The organism is Pseudomonas sp. R84 (assembly GCF_009834515.1).
Taxonomy (GTDB): domain Bacteria; phylum Pseudomonadota; class Gammaproteobacteria; order Pseudomonadales; family Pseudomonadaceae; genus Aquipseudomonas.
The window spans coordinates 3968188-3984426 of record NZ_CP019426.1; the positions used below are offsets into that span (position 1 = coordinate 3968188).

Sequence of the window (16239 nt, forward strand, 5' to 3'; positions counted from 1 at the left end):
CATCGCGAGCAGGCTCACTCCTACAGGGGAACGCATTCCAAATGTAGGAGTGAGCCTGCTCGCGATGGGGCCTGACCCGACAACACATATTTTGGTTGATCGAGCAAAGCAATCACCACATAAGAACAAGCGATTGGACGCACTTTTAACGCCCCCGTAGCCTGAACACTCTTCAGCGCCTCGGGACTTTTCAGATGCTCTGCCACGTCGAAACCCTCACAGAATCCACTACCGAACCCAACGCCCCAGCACCGCAACCGGCGCAGGTGGTGTTTCGCGAATACCTGCCCGACGCCGCCATCTCCCACGCCGCGCTGGCCGCGGAAATCGCTCTCGCCATCAGCTACAACGGCTTGAGCCAAGCGGTGATGATGGTCTCGCCCGGCAACCTCGAAGACTTCATTCGTGGCTTCAGCCTGAGCAACGCGATCATCGACAGCGTCGACGAGATCTACGACATCCGCCTCACGCATTTCGATCAGGCCTGTCAGGCCAAAGTGCAGATTTCCAGCCGGGCGTTCTGGGCCTTGAAGGATCACCGGCGGCAAATGACGGGCACCAGCGGTTGCGGCATCTGTGGCGTTGAAGCACTGGAGCAGGCGCTGCCGCAACTGCAGATCCTGCAACCTTCACCGCTACCGCCGGCCGAGCATTTCGACGGCATCCGCCAACGCATCGAAGCCGCTCAACAACTGGCGCGCAGCAGCGGTGCTCTGCACGCCGCGCTGTATTTCGACGTCGACAGTGAAGCGCTGCTGTGCCGCGAAGACATCGGCCGCCACAACGCCCTCGACAAGCTGATCGGCGCGATGCAGATCGACGCCATCGATGCGGCTGAAGGCTTCGTCGTGGTCACCAGCCGTTGCAGCCTCGAACTGATTCACAAAGCCGTGCGTGCGCGCCTCGGCACCCTCGTCAGTCTGTCCGCGCCAACCGCTTTGACTGTGCGGTGGGCACTCAAGCATCGACTCAATCTGATCCATGTGCCGCACCGCAACGCCCCGCGAATTTACAGCCCGATCCAGGAGTATTCCGCATGAGCGACACCCTCACCCACCTCGACGATCAGGGCCGCGCCAACATGGTCGACGTCAGCGATAAAGCCGCGACCCGCCGCGAAGCCACGGCGCAAGCCTGGGTGCAGATGCGCCCGGAAACCTTAAAGATGATCCAGGCCAACGGGCACCCGAAAGGCGATGTCTTCGCGGTGGCGCGGATCGCCGGGATACAAGCTGCCAAGCGCACTCACGAACTGATTCCGCTGTGCCATGCGCTGTTGCTCAGTTCGATTCACGTCGAATTCAAGGCTTGTGAACCGGATCGCGTGCAGATCAACAGCACCTGCCGCCTGACCGGCCAGACCGGCGTCGAACTCGAAGCGTTGACCGCCGCCAGCGTCGCCGCGCTGACCATTTACGACATGTGCAAAGCGGTAGATCGGGCGATGGTCATTGGCGACATCCGCCTGCTCAGTAAACAGGGTGGCCGTTCCGGTCACTTTCAATGGGAGGACACGCAATGATCCTGATCAACTACTTCGCCAGCTACCGTGACCGGCTCAATCTGGGTGGTGAAAAAATTCCGCTGACTGATGCATTGGGCAGCGTTGAAGATGTGCGGCAAATGCTTATGCAGCGAGGCGATCTGTGGCGCGATGTGCTCGGTGCCGGGAATCTGATGTGCGCGCTGAATCAGGAGCTGTGTCAGCCGAGTCAGGCGATTGAAGATTTCGATGAGATCGCGTTTTTTCCGCCAGTGACCGGGGGTTGATCAATGGCTATTCGAGTCCAGCACAAAAGCTTCGACGTCGGCCAGTTGACGGCCGATCTGCACGCGCGCAATCCACGGGTGGGCGCGGTGGTGAATTTCATTGGTTATGTGCGTGATCTGAATATTGGTCAGAGCGTGAATGAAATGTTTCTTGAGCACTATCCGGGCATGACCGAAAAAGCCCTCGAGCAGATCGCGGAAGAAGCCCGTGAGCGCTGGCCGCTGTTGGGGGTGGAGATTGTGCATCGGGTCGGCGCGTTGGCGGTGAGTGAGCCGATCGTGTTTGTCGGGGTTAGCAGCAAGCATCGGCATATGGCGTTCGAGGCGTGCGCGTTCATCATGGACGTGCTCAAGACCCGTGCGCCGTTCTGGAAACGTGAGAGTACGCCTGAGGGTTCTCGCTGGGTCGAGGGCCGGGAAAGCGATCGGGATGCGGCGTTGCGTTGGAGTCTGGCACATGCCTGAAGAGCAAAAGCCCCTCACCCTAGCCCTCTCCCAGAGGGAGAGGGAACTGATTGGGGGATATCGGAGAGATTCATCGACTTGAAAGATTGGCTCTGAATCCATAATCGACTCGATCTTTCAGGTCGATGGATAACGCCAGACACCTCGGTCGGCTCCCTCTCCCTTTGGGAGAGGGCTGGGGTGAGGGTTGAAAGTCTGATTAGATAGCCACTCCGCCAGGACCCAACTCCGGAGTCTCGCTTGAGCACAGCGCCGAACAACCTGCCCCGCCCCGATCCCGTCACCCTGCGCCAGGCTTGGCGCTTCTGGCTAAAACTCGGCTGCATCGGTTTCGGCGGCCCGGCCGGGCAGATCGCGATCATGCATCAGGAGCTGGTCGAGCGCCGGCGCTGGATTTCCGAAAAACGTTTCCTGCACGCGCTCAACTACTGCATGTTGCTGCCCGGCCCCGAGGCTCAGCAACTGGCGACGTACATCGGCTGGCTGCTGCATCGCACCTGGGGCGGTGTCATCGCCGGTGCGCTGTTTGTGTTGCCGTCATTGTTCATTCTGATCGCGTTGTCCTGGCTGTACATCGCCTTCGGTGACGTGCCAGCAGTGGCCGGGGTGTTTTACGGGATCAAACCGGCGATCACCGCGATTGTCCTGCACGCCGCGCATCGCATCGGCTCGCGTGCATTGAAGAACGCCTGGCTATGGACGATTGCCGGCGCCTCGTTCGTGGCGATTTTCGCCTTCAACGTGCCCTTCCCCTTGATCGTCCTCGGGGCTGCGTTGATCGGCTATCTGGGAGGACGTTTCGCCCCTCAGCGGTTCAGCAACGGTGGTGCGCGCAACAGCGAGAAATCCTTCGGCCCGGCATTGATCGACGACGATACGCCGGCGCCGGAACACGCCCGTTTCAGCCTGCCGAAGCTGCTGCGCCTAGGGTTGATCGGTGCGGTGCTCTGGTGTTTACCGATGGCGTTGTTGACAGCATTGTTCGGCTGGGACGGCACCTTCACACAAATGGCCTGGTTCTTCACCAAAGCCGCGCTGCTTACCTTTGGTGGCGCTTACGCGGTGCTGCCTTACGTCTATCAGGGCGCCGTCGGGCATTACGGCTGGTTGACGCCGACGCAGATGATCGACGGCCTCGCCCTCGGTGAAACCACACCCGGCCCGCTGATCATGGTGGTGGCGTTCGTCGGTTTCGTTGGCGCCTATGTGCAACCGGCGTTCGGCCCCGAACATGCCTTTGCCGCCGGGGCGCTGGCGGCAACGTTGGTGACCTGGTTCACCTTCCTGCCCTCGTTTCTGTTCATCCTCGCCGGCGGGCCGTTGGTGGAATCGACGCACAACGAACTGAAGTTCACCGCACCGCTGACGGCGATCACCGCTGCCGTGGTCGGGGTGATTGTGAACCTGGCGTGTTTTTTCGCTTATCACGTGTTGTGGCCAAACGGGTTCGCCGGGGCGCTGGATGTGTTTTCGCTGATGTTGGCGGTTGCAGCGGCGCTGGCGCTGTTCGTTTTCAAACGCGGCGTGTTCAGTGTGTTGATCGTTTGCGCCCTCGCCGGGCTGGGCTTTCACCTGATGCGCTGAACCTGGCCTGTGAATCTCCCGTTTACACGCCCGCGAATTCCCCCTTACTATCCGGGCACACCGGTCGGCGGGGTCAGCCCGCCACCGACGTTTTCCGCCAACGGAAACACGCGTTATGAGTACGTCACCACAACAAGCAGAATCGTTGAACGTCTCTACCCTGCGCGCCCTCTCTCACAGGGGCGGCGTATGAATCGTATCGTCAATCTCCCCATGGCCCTGCGCCGTTCCAAGCTGCGTCACTCCGCACGCCCGCCGGATATCGCCCGGTCTGTCTGATCGCGCCCGTTAAAAAACCGCGACAGCCCCCTGCTTCTTGATATCCCGGCCAGGACAGCCACGCCTATTGCCGCGTCGTGTCCGGCCCGAATCTGCGCGCCTGTGCGGCGCCATCGTGAGTGATTGATTATGAAATTCGCAGCCATCGAAGACGCACGCCTGTTCCTTGAACAGAACCCCGATATCGACATGATCGAGTTGTTCATTCTCGACGCCAACGGCGTGCCACGCGGCAAGCTGTTGCACCGCGAAGAACTGCTCGCCGTGTACCAAAGCGGTCGGCCGCTACCCAGCACCATCCTCGGTCTGACCGTGCAGGGCGAAGACGTCGAAAACTCCGGTCTGGTCTGGGATGTCGGCGATATCGACTGCCGCGCCTATCCGCTGGAAGGCAGTCTGGTGCGCCTGCCGTGGCGCAAGATTCCGACCGCCGCCGTGCAGGTGAGCATGCACCCGACCGAGGGCATGCCCGCCAGCATCGCCGACCCCCGGCACTTGCTGATCAAAGTCATAGACGGCCTCAAGGCCGAGGGTTATTACCCGGTGATGGCCTGCGAACTGGAGTTCTACCTGCTCGACGCCAAACGCGATCACAACGGCCGCCCGCAACCGGCACTGGACGCGGACGGTGGTCGACCGCGACACACCCAGGTCTACGGTTTGCGTGAGCTGGAACAGATCGAACCGTTCCTCGCCGACCTCTACAACGCCTGCAAACTGCACGGTATTCCGGCGCGCACGGCGATCTCCGAGTACGCGCCGGGTCAGGTGGAAATTACCCTCGAACATGGCGATGCGCTGGAGGCGATGGATCAGGCGGTGCGCTACAAACGTCTGGTCAAGGCCATCGCCCACAAGCACGGCATGCAGGCGACGTTCATGGCCAAGCCGTTCGATGACCTGGCCGGCACCGGCATGCACATGCACGTGAGTCTGGCCGATGGCGCGGGGCATAATCTGTTCGCCTCGGAAGACCCGGCCGGCACACCGCTGCTGCGCACAGCAATTGGCGGCATGCTCGCCTCGCTACTCGATTCATTGCTGCTGTTCTGCCCGAACGCCAACTCGTATCGACGCTTCCAGGCCAACAGCTACGCGCCTCTGGCGCCGACCTGGGGCGTCGACAATCGCACCGTCAGCCTGCGCGTTCCGGGCGGCCCGGCCAATACCCGGCACATCGAACACCGCATCTGCGGCGCCGATGCCAACCCGTATCTGGCCGCGGCAGCGATCCTTGCCGGGATTCATCGCGGCATTCGTGAAGACCTTGATCCGGGTGCGCCGGTTGAAGGCAATGGTTATGCGCAGGCGAAGGAATTGTTGCCGACCGATTGGCTGACGTCGCTGCAGGCGCTGGAGAATTCGGTGTGGGCACGGGATGCGTTAGGACAGGAATTTCTCGGGGTGTATCTGGCGGTGAAGCGTGCCGAGTATCGGCAGTTCATGGCCGAGGTGGGTGAGCAGGATTGGCGCTGGTATCTCACCGAGGCCTGAAGACTCCCCCCTACCCCCTGTAGGAGTGAGCCTGCTCGCGATGAGGCCATGTCAGTCAAACCATCTGTGAATGACACACCGCTATCGCGAGCAGGCTCACTCCTACAAGGGACCGCGTACAACCTAAGAATTCGTGTGGACACTGACATGACCGAACGCTGCAATTCCTACTACACCGCCACCCTCAACCAGGACACCGACTACCCGACCCTGCAAGGCCGGCACAAGGTCGACGTGGTGATCATCGGCGGCGGTTTCACCGGCGTCGCCACTGCCGTCGAACTCGCCGAAAAAGGCCTGAAAGTCGCCATCGTCGAAAGCCACAAGATCGGCTGGGGCGCCACCGGGCGCAACGGCGGACAAGTTACCGGCAGCCTTTCCGGCGACGGCGCAATGCGCAAACAGATGCGTCCGAAACTCGGCGACGAGGTCGATGACTTCATCTGGCACCTGCGCTGGCGCGGGCATGAAATCATCCAGCAACGGGTCGAGAAATACGGCATTCAATGCGACCTCAAACACGGCCATTTACACGCGGCGTACAAGCCCAGTCACATGACTGACTTGCGCAAGGATTACGAAGAAGCCGTGCGGCGGGGATTGGGCGATGAGGTCAGTCTGCTCGACCGCAGTCAGGTGCGCGATCTGCTGCAAAGCGATCTCTACCACGGCGCAATCAAGAATACGCGCAACATGCATCTGCACCCGCTCAACCTGTGCATCGGTGAAGCGCGGGCGGCGGAAAGTCTTGGCGCGCTGATCTTTGAAAACAGCGAAGTGCTGGAGATCATTCACGGCGCTACGCCTGGGGTGAGAACGGCCCACGGGCAAATCGATGCCTATCAGGTGATGCTCGCTGGCGACGTCTATCACAAGCTCGAACCGGGGCAGCTCAAGGGCAAGATTTTTCCGGCCATGGGCGGCATCGTCACCACTGCGCCGCTCGGCGATCTGGCCAAGCAGATCAACCCGGAAGATCTGGCCGTCTACGACTGCCGTTTCGTCCTCGACTACTACCGCCTCACTGCCGACGGCCGCCTGTTGTTTGGTGGCGGCGCCAACTACAGCGGCAAGGATTCACGGGACATCGCTGCCGAGCTGCGCCCGTGCATCGAGCAAACCTTTCCGGCGCTCAAAGGTGTGCAGATCGATTACCAGTGGAGCTGCGCGATGGGCATCGTCATCAACCGCATCCCGCAGCTGGGCAAGCTCTCGGACAACGTCTGGTACTGCCAAGGCTATTCGGGGCACGGCATCGCGACGACGCACATCATGGGTGAAATCATGGGCCGCGCGATCACCGGGCAGATGGAGCAGTTCGATACGTTTGCCCAGTGCCAGCATATTCGTGTGCCGATGGGGGATTTGCTCGGCAATCCGTTGCTGGCTGCCGGGATGTGGTACTACCAGATGCTTGAGCGACTTCGCTGACACACCCTCCAGTTGTAGGAGCTGCCGAAGGCTGCGATCTTTTGATCTTGTTTTTAAGAATCAAAATCAAAAGATCGCAGCCTTCGGCAGCTCCTACAGGTTATCGATTCACCGAAGATCCATTGTGGGAGCGAGCTTGCTCGCGAAGGGGCCATCAAAACCACCGCAAAAGCTCAATCCGCCAACTGCTCGACCACAATCCCCAACCGCCGATAATCCTCGACACTCCCCGACGCCACATGCCGCTCGGTAATCAGCGTATGCAGGCGCGAACACGGCGCCACCACAAACGGTTCCACCGCTCCCAACTTGTCCGCCGAAGTCACCGCAATCACCCGCGCGGCGCCATCGAGCATCGCCTGCTTCACCGGCACTTCATCAAAATGCAGCGAGGTAATCCCCACTTCCGGATGAATCGCACACACCCCGGTAATCGCCAGATCCGCCCTGATCCCGGCCAGCAGCCGCAGCGCCTCATGCCCGCCCGCCGCCATCGTTCTCGGGTTCAACTGGCCGCCGGCGAGAATCACTTTCACAGCATTGAATTCAGACAAGGCAATCGCCGTCATCGGCGAAGCGGTCACCGCCGTGATGCTGATATCGGCACGCAGCGACCGCGCCACCTGCAACGTGGTCGAGCCGGAATCGAACAGCACAATCTGCCCGTCATCAATCTCCTGCGCGGCCCGTTGCGCCAGGCGAATTTTCACCTCATCCGTCTCGTCCAGCCGCGTGAAGTAATCCTTGCCGGAGTCCTTCGGACGCGGCAGCGCCCCGCCGTGCACGCGCTGCACCAGCCCGGCGTTGTCCAGTTCGGCGAGGTCGCGGCGGATGGTGTCTTCGGAGACTGCAAAGTGCTGGCTCAACTCCGACGCCATGACCTTGCCGTCACGTTCGAGGAGCAAAAGGATTTTCTGTCGGCGCAGGGATGGCAGTTCGGCCGCGGAGTGATCGTGCATGGTTATGCCTGTTTGTGCTTGTATTTGCAGGTTTCGCGAGAATAGCGAAAGGCTTCAACAAACACAAACTGGCGGGGTATCAATTGTTTCGATCATTGGAATCAACAAGGCGAATTTTTTCTTTGCTTTCAATCAGTTCAGAATGGCCCCACTTCTAAAAGGCTCAGGATGAACACCTCATGAATCTCAATTTTGCGTTTGCGTGCATGATCGTCGTGTCGTTTGCGATTGCCCTCGGCCACGCCTGACAGCGCCTCAGACCGACGCCAGCAAATGCTCGCGCAGCCATTTGTGCGCCGGATCGCGATGCGAGCGTTCACCCCAGAACATCGCCATCTCGTAACCGGGTACTTCCAGCGGCGCGTCGACCGCTTGCAACGCCGGGTTGTCACGCACCAGGCGTGACGGCAGCATCGCCACCAGATCGGTGCTGGCCAACACCGACATCGCCGTCAGAAAGTGCGGCACCGACAACACCACTTTTCTCATCAGCCCGACATCGGCCAACGCCCGGTCGGTCACCCCGAAAAAGCCCCCGCCCTCGCGCGACACCATCACGTGCTCCAGCGCGCAGAACTGTTCGCGGCTCGGCGCCTGCATCAAACCTGGATGCCCGACTCTACCGGCCAGCACATAACGCTCGGTGAACAGCGGCCGTCGATGCAACTCCGGCGGCGCGTCTTCGCTGATGTGCAGCGCCAGATCGAAGACGCCCTGCTCGGCCTGTTTAACCAAATGCGCCGGCGTCAGATCGATCACCGCCAGACGCGTGCCCGGCGCCTGTTCGCGCAAGCCGCTCAGCGCCGGCAACACCACCGTCGACTCGCCGTAATCGGTCGCGGCGATTTTCCAGGTGTGGGTCGCCAGCGCCGGGTCGAACGCGCTGGCCGGCGCCACCGCCCTCTCCAACGCCTCCAGCGCCTCGCGCAACGGCTCACGCAATTCATCAGCGCGCGCCGTCGGGCGCATTCCGCGCGGCCCAGGCAACAACAGCGGATCAGCAAAGATGTCGCGCAACTTTGCCAGATGCACGCTCACCGACGGCTGCGACAGGTTCAGGCGCTGCGCTGCGCGGGTGACGTTGTGCTCCGCCAGCAGTACGTCGAGGGTCAGCAGCAGGTTGATATCCAGCCGTCTCAAATTATTCATGGCTATACCAGACATATCAGACATTCATTTCCAATATACCGGTTGAACGCCGATCCTGCAGTCACTCAGCTAACGGAGCTTCAACATGAACGTCTTACTCGTTTACGCCCATCCAGAACCGACCTCCCTCAACGGCTCGCTGCGCGACTTCAGCGTCCAGCGCCTGCAAGCCGCCGGTCACACCGTGCAGGTCTCCGACCTCTATGCAATGAACTGGAAAGCCACCCTCGACGCCGACGACGCCCCGCAGCGCGATGCGACGAAACCGTTCCACGCCTCGCTCGACTCGAAAGTCGCCTACGCCGAAGGCACTCAGGCTGCCGACATCGCCCGTGAGCAGGAGAAACTACTCTGGGCGGATGCGCTGATCCTGCAGTTTCCACTGTGGTGGTTCACCATGCCGGCGATTCTCAAAGGTTGGGTCGATCGGGTATACGCCTACGGTTTTGCCTATGGCGTCGGCGAACACTCGGACAGTCGTTGGGGCGAGCGTTATGGCGAAGGGAAAATGAAAGGCAAACGGGCGATGTTGATGGTTACCACCGGCGGCTGGGAATCGCACTACGCACCGCGTGGGATCAACGGGCCGATTGATGATTTGTTGTTTCCGATTCAACACGGGATTTTGTACTACCCCGGTTTTGAAGTGGTGCCACCGTTTGTGGTGTATCGGACCAGTCGGATGGATGCGGCGCGGTATGCCGAGACTTGTGATGAGTTGGGGCGGCGGCTGGATGAGTTGTGGAGTGCCCGGCCGATCGGGTTTCGGCAGCAGAATGCCGGCGAATACGAAATCCCCGCTTTGACGTTGAAGAGCGATATCGCGCCGGATAGCGAAGGCTTCGACGCACACATCCGCTAGCGCCGCATTGCCCTCACCCCAGCCCTCTCCCGGAGGGAGAGGGAGCCGACCGCGTTGGATGTTCGAGTTACACCGACCTGATATCTCGAGCTGAACTCAGCTTTTGAAAGGCACCGAGATCGGCTCCCTTTCCCCTCGCCCCCTTTGGGGGAGAGGGCTGGGGTGAGGGGGTTGGATCTAACTGACACACCGCAACACATTGGCATCAGCTCGAGTCAGGTTTCCTCCCGCACCCGCCGCACCTGCACCAACAACGCCGGTGCAAAATGCAGCAACACCATCCGGCTCAAATGATGCGTCAGGATAAACACCACATTCAGCCCGCCACCAAACGCGACAATCGCAATCGTCTCAATCGCCCCGGGCATATACGCCAGCCACAGCGACAGCGGATCACTGCCCAACCACCGCGCCGCCACTTCCGCAAACACCGCCGCGACCACAATCATCAAACCGACCGAGACCAACGCGGTGCGCCCGTGACGTCCCAGTTCCGCGAAGCCAAGCCCCTGAAACCTTGAGCCGATCCGCACGCCGAGAATCAGCGCCGCCAGATTCAAACTCCAATCCGGCATGTGAAAACCGTGCAACCATCCCACTTTCACAAATACCGCCGTGATGATGATCGCGGTGAGCATGAACGGCGCCGGTACGCCGATCACCAGCAGCAAGCGTCCGAGCAGTACGCTCAATGCGATTACCGAAAGCGCGGTCAGCGCCATGCCCGTCGTCAAAGGATCGCCGTCGGCAACCGCGATGGCCGCTTGGCCGGGAATCAGGAAACTCACCAACACCGTGATCAACAGCAAACGCATCAAGTGCACGATGATGACCTTGCTCGACGCCTTTTCCGATTCGAGCAAATCAAACACCGCCGCCAGCGCACCGGGATAAACCGCCAACAGCGCATCGGTGCGATTCCAGCCTGCGCCGCGTGTCAGCCACCATCCGGCCAACGCGATCTGCACGGTCAGGCAGATCAGCAACACACCGAGGCTCGGCAACATTGTCGAAGCTGTCTCGCTGTCCCACGCCTCGAACATCAGCCCGGTAGCGATGCCCAGCGTGACCTGGATGTAGCCAAGTCCATAAGGAGTTGCCGGGGCGATACCGGTTTTACTGGCGAACAATGCAGTAACGACAATCGAGCCCAACAACAAACCGTGGGGCACACCTTCGAACTGCAACAGCGCGCCGAAACCGGCGGCAATCAACAAACAGAGAATGGATTTCATAGTCGCCTTCCTGGCTATTTACCTGACACACCACAACCCGTGTAGGAGCTGCCGAAGGCTGCGATCTTTTGACTTTTGTTTTTAAAAGCAAGATCAAAAGATCGCAGCCTTCGGCAGCTCCTACAGGGGATTTATTTGTTTTTACCCGCGCAACCGGCCAATCGCGCGGCGGTATTTTTCGATTCGTTCGAGATCTTCCCAACTTGGCGAAGCAATCCGCGACAGGTCGCTGTTCTCTTCCAGATCCGCCAGTTTCACCACCCGCCCGATCGGGTTCTGCGCGGCGCGGTCAACGAAGTCTTCATAGGATTCGCCCGGCACTTTGGTCACCGACTCGATCGCAGTCAGCACTTCTTCGCTGAAACCTTCCTTGCGCAAGTCATCGACGCTGACACCGCAATCCTCAACCACATCGTGCAGCACAGCGACGATGCGTTCTTCCAATGTGGTCATGCGCAACATGACTTTCAGCGGATGCAGAATGTACGGCTCACCGCCCTTGTCGACCTGCCCGGCGTGGGCCGTGGCGGCGATGGCGATAGCGCGTTCGAGGGCCTGGGTCATGGGAGTCTCCGAGGGTTAGACGCCGTAGCGGCCGCCGACATGGATGTTGCGTTTGAGCCAGTTGCCGATTGCCTTAAGCCTTCCGATTGGTTTGGCTGGCCCAGAGTGACGCTGAAGGATCAGCGACACCAAGGTTGCCTGATCGGCTTTCGGATGGGTATCGATCAATTCGGCAACCCAGGCGCAATCAGCTTTGTTCAGATGCTTACGCCATTCACCGGGCCAGGCGTCCAGCTCATCCAGCGCCAACCACCGCGCACCGCCATGCTCCATATGCCCGCCGGACATCGACTGCTCGAAACAGAAAGGCGTGTCTGGCTTTGCAGGGTCAATGTGAAACAGGTAGATGTCGTGAAATGGATGCTGCGAGGGGGGCGCGTTGTTGCGGCTGCCAATTTCGATCATGGGCAATGTTCCAATCCTTGGGCGCTGAATATTTCCGATTGTTTCGCAGTGTACGCCTCGGGAGCAAATCAAAAACCCGATGGAACCTCCCTCCTCCGCACAATCTCGAAACTGTATCAGCGCCAAATCCTCGATCAGACACGGCGCCATTGGAGAGGAAACCCCGATGAACATTCGCTTCCTGCTTCTGATCGCCAGCTTCGCCGTCATCCCCACCTGCGTCATGGCCGAAGGCTGCGACGTCCAGACCCAATCCTCCAGCGCCTCGGTGCCAGCGGTGGAAACCCACAGTTGTTATGAATACGAAGGCATGCCGGTGAACTCAATCGACTGGTCGTGCAGCAACGAAAGCAAAGACATGCTCAGCAGCACTAAAACCAAGGTCGAACACTGCGCAGACCACTATCAGGCAACGTGTATCGCCACGATCACCCAGGAATCCCTAGCCAACCCGCATTCCACCAGCAAGGACAAGAACGCCAAGGCATTAAACATCCCCGAGAACGCGCAAGTGACCACGTATCACTACGACGTGGAGCATTTAGCTCAGGCGCGGATTGATTGTGAGAATGGTGGCGGGCAGTGGAAGGCGAAGTGAACGCCTGATATCTGCGTTCGCGACAGGCAAAGAAAAGCCCGGCTCAAAAAGACCGGGCTTTTTAGTGCGCGAGTTCCATTAACCACCGCCATTACCACCACTGCTGCTACCGGACGGTTGACCCGCTGGGCTGGGCTTTGAGGCAGAAGGCACCGGCCCATTGTCGGTCTTGCCACCATCACCACCCTTGGGCAGCGAATCGGCATCCGGGTCGGCATTGGTGGCAGGGGACGCCGGGTCACGCGTCTGGCTGGTGCCGTCGTTTGCCGTTGGGGTGGACGTCTCGCCGGCCGCAATCGCATAAAGCGAACTGCCGGACAGCAACGCCGCGAGGGTTAACACCGCGATTTTATGGTTCAGCATGGTGTCTCTTCCTTTGCGTGGGGAGTTACAGCATTGGAAGAAGGTGTGCGGCGAACGTGCGGTGTGTCGGACGAATGGTTATCGCCCGGTAGATTCGCCCAATTTCGATATCTGAAAACTTCGTAGGAAAACACCCCATTTGGCGAGAGAGCGTGCTCCCGCGGGGTTGCGAAGCTGCCCCGAGACCGGATAGTCCCTTTCTCCCAGACATACCGCACGCCCCGGATTGCGACGACAGCGCCGCTAAGCGGGAGCAAGCCCCCTCGCCACTGGTACGGGTTTCACGTCCTACAGGTCAGTTGTGGCTGCCGGAATTGCTGCCCAAAGTGAGCCTGTCGCTGACCGTAGTCAGCAATGGGTTTCGCAGCCCTCAGAAGTGACACGCCACGCCTGCGCCGCCGAACGCCTCAACGCCGCCCTCAATACCTCGACCTCATCACCTGCATCCGCGCCCCCGATCATGCTTAACACGACATCAAAACCATCACCAATATCGCTAGAATCCTGGTACAGGATGTCAATGATGTGTTTCGGGTGATTGAACAGAGAGCGTTCGATGCGCCAATTGTGAAATAGGTTTTTTGCCCTCCAAAAATTCAATTCCTAATATTTACATAGTGACAAGCCGCGCGCAGGAGGCATCCGACTTTAGTCTCACCGCCCCTTTCAAGGAAGAGAACTTAATGGCACTCTGACACCGCGCAGCATGACCTCAATCATGCACATCATAAAAAACACCAAACGCTCAAAAAAGGATTTAAACATGAGCATCACATACTGGCATATGCAAATACATCCCAATGAAAAATCCTTCGCTGACGAGTACGTTTTTGAAATACTCGAGCATAAAAAAATAATAGGCCTCGGAAACTGGGACGACGGTAAAGGCACCATTGATGACTTTCGCACAAAAATGAATGTAAATGACATTATCGCAATTAAGAATGGCGCCAAACTGGTAGCGCTCGTGCAAGTTATCGGTGGTTGGTACGAAGTAAAAAAAGAAGAAACAGAATTTGGCTGGATTAAAAATCGCAGACCTATTCGAGTACTTGACTGGGAATTAGATGATCGAAGACTTCCTCAACCCCAAGGAACGCTCAACAGATGCGTCAAAGACGTAGAAACAACAAAAATAATAAAAGACTGGCATTCCCGGGTCATTACGTCATTTAAGAAAAGAAAACTAGAAATATTGGTATAAAACCTAAAATACCACCACTCCACGCGGCCCAAAAAAATGAACAGCATTCTATACACAACACTAACTACATTAGCTAGAACCAACCAACTCGCAGCCTATAGCGATGTATCTCCATTACTTGGCCTTTCAATGGACATATCAGAACACAGAGATGAAATTGCAACAATGTTAACTGCCATTGCTATCCACGAATATAAGTCCGGGCGCCCAATGCTTACGGCATTAATAGTGCACCGGGGGGATGACAATACCCCTGGAGAGGGTTTTTTCTCGATAGCTGAACAACTGGGCTTATATGACGGAAGTAGAAACCCTCTACAACGGCTGACATTTTGGGCCAATCAAGTAAGAAACATTTACAACCACTGGTCATGACCTAAACAACCCGATAACGCGAGAGACTCGATAATGCTGTCACTACCATTTCATGGAATAATATTGCTTGAGAAAACCGAAAAACTAGAAAGTAAAGATGGACTAATACATCTTATAATTTGTGCAATGATCACCGAGGCCTTTCTGCAAGACATTAAAAGCTTCTATGCAGCAATCAATAAGCCGAGATCATTCACCCAACCCAGCACACTATTCAAAAAAGATAACACAACTCAATCATTTAGAGGCGGGATTGCCTTGCAAGCGAACGCGCCAATGGAATTCATACAGGAAGACGAACTTAAGCTAATGACATTCCTCGAAGGTATCGAGAGAGAGTCGCCGACAAAAAAATATGAACACCTAATAAATTATCTAACACCAAATAAGTGGAATAAAGGGGAAGACGAAGCTTTCAAGGACCTTCAAAGGCTAATTCAACTTCGCAATGAAACAATCCACATCAAATCAGAAGAACTATTACTTAATGACGACAACAGTGTAAAAAAATTCCCCAAAGCAATCAATGAATTATTTGTCAAAAAAATTCTAACCAACGATACAATCGCATACACTTCTTGGATTTACATATTAGACCAGCAGAGCTTCATCGAATGGAGCAGAGAAACCGTAATATCCAACCTGCTAAAAATACTTGAAATCCTACCAAAACACCCAATTACAAACCACATCGCCACATCATATAAGCAATCACTCATGACATTCAGATTTAAAAAAACATAAAAACCACAACAGTCAACAACAGATCTAAAAAAGGCAACTTAGATAGTCGCCTTTTTTATTACCGCCCGCTGCCCCCCAACATCATCAAAAATTCGCCGGCGTATTCGCACTAATAATCTCAGCCTCATCCGCCCCGATATTCCGGAACTTATGTGGCAGCGTGGTCGGGAAGTAATACCCATCCCCCGCATTCAACACACTCACCGACCCATCCACGGTCAACTCCACCGTGCCACGCGTCACCAACCCGCACTCCTCGCCCTCAGCATGCACAATCGGCTCTTCCCCCGAACTAGCGCCCGGTGCGTATTGCTCACGCAGCAAGCGCATCTGCCGACTCGGCACCGAGGCGCCGATCAGCAGCAGTCGCAAGCCGTGGCGGCCAAGATCAGGCTGTTCGTTGGCGCGGAAGACGTATTGGTGTTCGCGCGGGGGTTGGTCGAAGGTGAAGAAGTCGGCCAGGGACATCGGTATGCCTTCGAGCAGCTTTTTCAGTGAGCTGACGGAGGGGCTGACGCGATTCTGTTCGATCAGGGAGATGGTGGCATTGGTCACGCCGCTACGCCGGGCCAGCTCGCGCTGGGAGAGTTTGTAGCTTTCGCGTACTAGTTTGAGTCGAGAACCCGTATCCATGACTGCCTTATGTGAGAAGTACTTAGGCTCTGCGCGAAAACTGCCTGCGCGACGATCATGCTGCGTTAAAAACAGGCTCAGAATGCTCATGTAGGGCCCTACACTCCGCTTCCTCGCCTGTTTTT

18 protein-coding genes and 1 pseudogene are annotated in these 16239 nt (G+C 57.7%); 12 read left to right on the plus strand and 7 right to left on the minus strand.

Annotated features, from left to right (window positions below; all coding sequences use genetic code 11):
* Positions 1-194 precede the first annotated feature (194 nt).
* The 7 genes from fdhD (at position 195) to PspR84_RS17430 (ending at position 7023) form a co-directional block, all read left to right on the plus strand.
* Entirely contained in the window at positions 195-1040 is an 846-nt protein-coding gene (gene fdhD, locus PspR84_RS17400; RefSeq protein ID WP_160058491.1) for a formate dehydrogenase accessory sulfurtransferase FdhD, read from the plus strand.
* The gene (moaC, locus tag PspR84_RS17405; protein WP_160058492.1) at positions 1037-1522 is read left to right on the plus strand and encodes a cyclic pyranopterin monophosphate synthase MoaC; all 486 of its coding nucleotides are present in this window, start codon (positions 1037-1039) and stop codon (positions 1520-1522) included. Before fdhD ends, moaC begins: the two co-directional genes overlap by 4 nt.
* The gene (locus tag PspR84_RS17410) at positions 1519-1770 is read left to right on the plus strand and encodes a MoaD/ThiS family protein (RefSeq protein WP_160058493.1); all 252 of its coding nucleotides are present in this window, start codon (positions 1519-1521) and stop codon (positions 1768-1770) included. The genes moaC and PspR84_RS17410 overlap by 4 nt, the downstream gene beginning before the upstream one ends.
* A gap of 3 nt (positions 1771-1773) precedes the next feature.
* Positions 1774-2235 carry a molybdopterin synthase catalytic subunit MoaE gene (moaE, locus tag PspR84_RS17415; RefSeq protein ID WP_160058494.1) on the plus strand — a complete coding sequence of 154 codons (462 nt, stop codon included), beginning with the start codon at positions 1774-1776 and terminating at the stop codon, positions 2233-2235.
* A gap of 240 nt (positions 2236-2475) precedes the next feature.
* The gene (gene chrA / locus PspR84_RS17420) at positions 2476-3819 is read left to right on the plus strand and encodes a chromate efflux transporter (RefSeq protein ID WP_160058495.1); all 1344 of its coding nucleotides are present in this window, start codon (positions 2476-2478) and stop codon (positions 3817-3819) included.
* Positions 3820-4227: 408 nt separating this feature from the next.
* Positions 4228-5592, plus strand: coding sequence for a glutamine synthetase family protein (locus PspR84_RS17425; protein WP_160058496.1), 1365 nt, complete (start codon positions 4228-4230; stop codon positions 5590-5592).
* A 147-nt stretch (positions 5593-5739) separates the two neighbouring features.
* The gene (locus tag PspR84_RS17430) at positions 5740-7023 is read left to right on the plus strand and encodes an FAD-binding oxidoreductase (protein ID WP_160058497.1); all 1284 of its coding nucleotides are present in this window, start codon (positions 5740-5742) and stop codon (positions 7021-7023) included.
* A 173-nt stretch (positions 7024-7196) separates the two neighbouring features.
* On the opposite strand, the gene PspR84_RS17435 is transcribed toward PspR84_RS17430, so the two are convergent.
* Positions 7197-7982 carry a DeoR/GlpR family DNA-binding transcription regulator gene (locus tag PspR84_RS17435; protein WP_160058498.1) on the minus strand — a complete coding sequence of 262 codons (786 nt, stop codon included), beginning with the start codon at positions 7980-7982 and terminating at the stop codon, positions 7197-7199.
* A gap of 255 nt (positions 7983-8237) precedes the next feature.
* A complete protein-coding gene (locus PspR84_RS17440) occupies positions 8238-9131 on the minus strand; it encodes a LysR family transcriptional regulator (RefSeq protein ID WP_174244459.1) in 894 nt (297 codons plus the stop codon).
* A gap of 85 nt (positions 9132-9216) precedes the next feature.
* Here PspR84_RS17440 and PspR84_RS17445 point away from each other — a divergent pair, with 85 nt between their 5' ends.
* Entirely contained in the window at positions 9217-9993 is a 777-nt protein-coding gene (locus PspR84_RS17445) for an NAD(P)H-dependent oxidoreductase (protein WP_160058500.1), read from the plus strand.
* Positions 9994-10208: 215 nt separating this feature from the next.
* On the opposite strand, the gene PspR84_RS17450 is transcribed toward PspR84_RS17445, so the two are convergent.
* The 3 genes from PspR84_RS17450 to PspR84_RS17460 all read right to left on the minus strand — a co-directional run bounded on the left by PspR84_RS17450 (position 10209) and on the right by PspR84_RS17460 (position 12197).
* Complete coding sequence (locus PspR84_RS17450; protein WP_160058501.1) at positions 10209-11228, minus strand: AbrB family transcriptional regulator; 1020 nt, start codon at positions 11226-11228, stop codon at positions 10209-10211.
* A gap of 141 nt (positions 11229-11369) precedes the next feature.
* A complete protein-coding gene (locus tag PspR84_RS17455; RefSeq protein WP_160058502.1) occupies positions 11370-11792 on the minus strand; it encodes an HD domain-containing protein in 423 nt (140 codons plus the stop codon).
* Positions 11793-11807: 15 nt separating this feature from the next.
* A complete protein-coding gene (locus tag PspR84_RS17460) occupies positions 11808-12197 on the minus strand; it encodes a hypothetical protein (RefSeq protein ID WP_160058503.1) in 390 nt (129 codons plus the stop codon).
* Between the two features lie 166 nt (positions 12198-12363).
* On the opposite strand from PspR84_RS17460, the gene PspR84_RS17465 reads away from it, so the two are divergent.
* Positions 12364-12795, plus strand: a complete 432-nt coding sequence (locus tag PspR84_RS17465) for a hypothetical protein (protein WP_160058504.1) — start codon at positions 12364-12366, stop codon at positions 12793-12795.
* Positions 12796-12873: 78 nt separating this feature from the next.
* On the opposite strand, the gene PspR84_RS17470 is transcribed toward PspR84_RS17465, so the two are convergent.
* Complete coding sequence (locus PspR84_RS17470; protein WP_160058505.1) at positions 12874-13158, minus strand: hypothetical protein; 285 nt, start codon at positions 13156-13158, stop codon at positions 12874-12876.
* Positions 13159-13543: 385 nt separating this feature from the next.
* Here PspR84_RS17470 and PspR84_RS29690 point away from each other — a divergent pair.
* From PspR84_RS29690 to PspR84_RS17480, 3 genes and pseudogenes are all read left to right on the plus strand, one after another.
* Positions 13544-13734, plus strand: a pseudogene (locus tag PspR84_RS29690) (fructose-bisphosphate aldolase); the annotation flags it as partial.
* Positions 13735-13921: 187 nt separating this feature from the next.
* Positions 13922-14362 (plus strand): pyruvate kinase, encoded by a 441-nt coding sequence (locus PspR84_RS17475; RefSeq protein ID WP_160058506.1) that lies wholly within the window; start codon positions 13922-13924, stop codon positions 14360-14362.
* 438 nt (positions 14363-14800) lie between these two features.
* Positions 14801-15481, plus strand: a complete 681-nt coding sequence (locus tag PspR84_RS17480) for a hypothetical protein (protein WP_160058507.1) — start codon at positions 14801-14803, stop codon at positions 15479-15481.
* Between the two features lie 84 nt (positions 15482-15565).
* Here PspR84_RS17480 and PspR84_RS17485 read toward each other — a convergent pair whose 3' ends face one another.
* The gene (locus tag PspR84_RS17485; RefSeq protein WP_007950154.1) at positions 15566-16114 is read right to left on the minus strand and encodes a cupin domain-containing protein; all 549 of its coding nucleotides are present in this window, start codon (positions 16112-16114) and stop codon (positions 15566-15568) included.
* Between the last annotated feature and the right edge of the window lie 125 nt (positions 16115-16239).

What these genes read in the sequence shown, in the direction of transcription:
- moaE (WP_160058494.1), top strand. Translation starts at nt 1,774, where the DNA reads ATGGCTATTCGAGTCCAGCACAAAAGCTTCGACGTCGGCCAGTTGACG.
- PspR84_RS17440 (WP_174244459.1), bottom strand. Translation starts at nt 9,131, where the DNA reads ATGAATAATTTGAGACGGCTGGATATCAACCTGCTGCTGACCCTCGAC.
- PspR84_RS17430 (WP_160058497.1), top strand. Translation starts at nt 5,740, where the DNA reads ATGACCGAACGCTGCAATTCCTACTACACCGCCACCCTCAACCAGGAC.
- fdhD (WP_160058491.1), top strand. Translation starts at nt 195, where the DNA reads ATGCTCTGCCACGTCGAAACCCTCACAGAATCCACTACCGAACCCAAC.
- PspR84_RS17460 (WP_160058503.1), bottom strand. Translation starts at nt 12,197, where the DNA reads ATGATCGAAATTGGCAGCCGCAACAACGCGCCCCCCTCGCAGCATCCA.
- PspR84_RS17465 (WP_160058504.1), top strand. Translation starts at nt 12,364, where the DNA reads ATGAACATTCGCTTCCTGCTTCTGATCGCCAGCTTCGCCGTCATCCCC.
- PspR84_RS17485 (WP_007950154.1), bottom strand. Translation starts at nt 16,114, where the DNA reads ATGGATACGGGTTCTCGACTCAAACTAGTACGCGAAAGCTACAAACTC.
- PspR84_RS17435 (WP_160058498.1), bottom strand. Translation starts at nt 7,982, where the DNA reads ATGCACGATCACTCCGCGGCCGAACTGCCATCCCTGCGCCGACAGAAA.
- PspR84_RS17475 (WP_160058506.1), top strand. Translation starts at nt 13,922, where the DNA reads ATGAGCATCACATACTGGCATATGCAAATACATCCCAATGAAAAATCC.
- PspR84_RS17410 (WP_160058493.1), top strand. Translation starts at nt 1,519, where the DNA reads ATGATCCTGATCAACTACTTCGCCAGCTACCGTGACCGGCTCAATCTG.
- PspR84_RS17455 (WP_160058502.1), bottom strand. Translation starts at nt 11,792, where the DNA reads ATGACCCAGGCCCTCGAACGCGCTATCGCCATCGCCGCCACGGCCCAC.
- PspR84_RS17470 (WP_160058505.1), bottom strand. Translation starts at nt 13,158, where the DNA reads ATGCTGAACCATAAAATCGCGGTGTTAACCCTCGCGGCGTTGCTGTCC.
- PspR84_RS17445 (WP_160058500.1), top strand. Translation starts at nt 9,217, where the DNA reads ATGAACGTCTTACTCGTTTACGCCCATCCAGAACCGACCTCCCTCAAC.
- PspR84_RS17425 (WP_160058496.1), top strand. Translation starts at nt 4,228, where the DNA reads ATGAAATTCGCAGCCATCGAAGACGCACGCCTGTTCCTTGAACAGAAC.
- moaC (WP_160058492.1), top strand. Translation starts at nt 1,037, where the DNA reads ATGAGCGACACCCTCACCCACCTCGACGATCAGGGCCGCGCCAACATG.
- PspR84_RS17450 (WP_160058501.1), bottom strand. Translation starts at nt 11,228, where the DNA reads ATGAAATCCATTCTCTGTTTGTTGATTGCCGCCGGTTTCGGCGCGCTG.